This is a genomic window from Desulfitobacterium chlororespirans DSM 11544 (assembly GCF_900143285.1).
In the GTDB taxonomy this organism is placed as follows: Bacteria; Bacillota; Desulfitobacteriia; order Desulfitobacteriales; family Desulfitobacteriaceae; genus Desulfitobacterium; species Desulfitobacterium chlororespirans.
The window spans coordinates 1-1,973 of sequence record NZ_FRDN01000033.1 but is presented as its reverse complement, the minus strand read 5'-3'; the positions used below and the strand labels follow the sequence as shown (position 1 = coordinate 1,973).

Annotated in this window: 2 protein-coding genes and 2 tRNA genes; all 4 read right to left on the bottom strand. The window is 41.0% G+C overall.

Annotated features, from left to right (window positions below; genetic code table 11):
• Positions 1 to 2: 2 nt before the first annotated feature.
• The 4 genes from BUA14_RS27125 to BUA14_RS27110 all read right to left on the bottom strand — a co-directional run bounded on the left by BUA14_RS27125 (position 3) and on the right by BUA14_RS27110 (position 1,959).
• Positions 3 to 78, bottom strand: a tRNA-Glu gene (locus BUA14_RS27125).
• 189 nt (positions 79 to 267) lie between these two features.
• The gene (locus BUA14_RS27120; protein ID WP_072775435.1) at positions 268 to 744 is read right to left on the bottom strand and encodes an SAM-dependent methyltransferase; all 477 of its coding nucleotides are present in this window, start codon (positions 742 to 744) and stop codon (positions 268 to 270) included.
• Between the two features lie 114 nt (positions 745 to 858).
• Entirely contained in the window at positions 859 to 1,674 is an 816-nt protein-coding gene (locus tag BUA14_RS27115; protein WP_072775434.1) for a MerR family transcriptional regulator, read from the bottom strand.
• A gap of 211 nt (positions 1,675 to 1,885) precedes the next feature.
• Positions 1,886 to 1,959, bottom strand: a tRNA-Gly gene (locus tag BUA14_RS27110).
• Between the last annotated feature and the right edge of the window lie 14 nt (positions 1,960 to 1,973).

Sequence of the window (1,973 nt, the reverse complement as noted above, 5' to 3'; positions counted from 1 at the left end):
TTTGGTGACCCATACGGGATTCGAACCCGTGTTACCGCCGTGAAAGGGCGGTGTCTTAGGCCGCTTGACCAATGGGCCGTTTTCGCGGAACATTTGTTAGTATATCCGAATCGAACATAAATGTCAACACGTTTATTTAAAATTCTCTTTATCAGCAACTGAGCCTTGTTTTACAGCCTTAATTATAGCAAAATCGGGCGGCGCATTTCATCCCACATGCCCGGAATGTCCATCATGTCATCATAAATAGGTTCGCAGTGTGTAACACTAAGAATTAAATTCATTTTCCCAGTCAAAGTTTCCGGATTCCTCTAAACTCTTAGGCCAATGGCAACACCATTCCGGCACATCAGGAGTTTCCACTCTGTCAAGGCTTGGTGTGTACGGCTTTATATCCAGTACAGGTGAGTTGTCGTTGGCATCAATATAGCCAATTTGAATAACACCGTCTTCATAATCAATAGTGATAATTTGAACCGCCGTTAAGGCTATCGGATTGGGGCGGAAAGGAGATCTTGTGGCGAAAATGCCCATTATTGCCGGGGCCTTTTTGTACGGCTGTTCTGCTATAAGAATGTTTCTCATTTCCTCATTGTCGAAATCGCTAAGCCACCAAAGGACATTGAGATGGCTAAAACCGTTTAACGCTTGCAAAGCAGGAATATATTCCTGCTCAAGTTTGATAAACATTCCATCCTCATTTACGCTGATTTTGCCAATAGGCTTAACTTTAAAATTTTGCATAACTTCATCCTCCATATAATTTTTATTGGCTTGTAAAGCCAGTTTAGACCCTCACATCATGTGAGAGTCAATGGCAAAAAAGCGCCTTGCCCAAAAAATGCAAAACGCTTTTATCTATATTTTTATTAGGGGGATTTGTATTTCAGTCAAGTATTTATCGGGTGTTTCTTCATTCCAAGGCCCACGATGAACAATTTGCCTGCTTTGTCCCGTCATTCTATATTGACTGTGTTCCCCTAACCATTCCGCTAAAGAAAGATATGCTCCCGCAATATTTTCAAACGGGCCACAAACCATAGTACATGCCATAATTGGTACAGGTTCGATATTCCGGTATGTAAAAGCGTTCATATCTTTTCCCATTCGAGCCACAGGAGCGCATACTTCAATATCAACATTCTTTTCCCTATAATCCGTGTCGTGGTAAATGGTAAAAGTGTTATCTAAAATGGGTATATCATTTTCATTAGCAAAAGCCGACATTTCTTTCCACAATAAACCTTCAGCGTAATAATCGGAAACAATCCGCCTCAAAGAAAACACCTGATAACTGGGAATGGACTTAATTGAAACATTGTAATGTATCGCTATCTTTTCCTGCCGAATATCTCTTTTTGCCAGTTCAATTTTAGATAGCTTATCCTGGGCAGATTTAATTGTGTTTTCAATGTCCAGACGTTTATTGTCAAGCAGGTTAGTAATAAATCCGTCATTCCACCTATCCAGAGCAACCCCAATCTCCGAAACATTAAAGCCTAAATCCCGCAGAAATAGAATCTTATTCAATAGAGAAATTTGTTTAGCTGAATATAGTCTGTAATTTGTAAATTTATCAATTTCCGCAGGTTTTAGCAAGCCTGTTTCATCATAATAGCGGAGCATACGAATTGATACTTGTGTCAGTTTGGAAAATTCGCCTATCTTAAACATATACACCACCTCCATATTGATTGATATTATACTGCCCTCTGCCAGCATCTATCGTATTGTTCTGGTCTTGGTCTTGGTTAGTGCTTTCCTCATATCCCCTGCCCCCTGCGCATTGCTCATTGCGTCCACTTTAGAAGCTTTACCCCCAAACCCATACTTCCTGACTTAGTACAAAAAACCGTACTGAGATCAGTACGGTTTAATCTGTCTATGGAGCGGGTGATGGGAATCGAACCCACGTAGCTAGCTTGGAAGGCTAGTGCTCTACCATTGAGCTACACCCGCAGGTGTGGTAGCAG

Excerpts from the sequence above, each read along its gene's own strand:
- BUA14_RS27115 (WP_072775434.1), bottom strand. The coding sequence starts at position 1,674 with ATGTTTAAGATAGGCGAATTTTCCAAACTGACACAAGTATCAATTCGT.
- BUA14_RS27120 (WP_072775435.1), bottom strand. The coding sequence starts at position 744 with ATGCAAAATTTTAAAGTTAAGCCTATTGGCAAAATCAGCGTAAATGAG.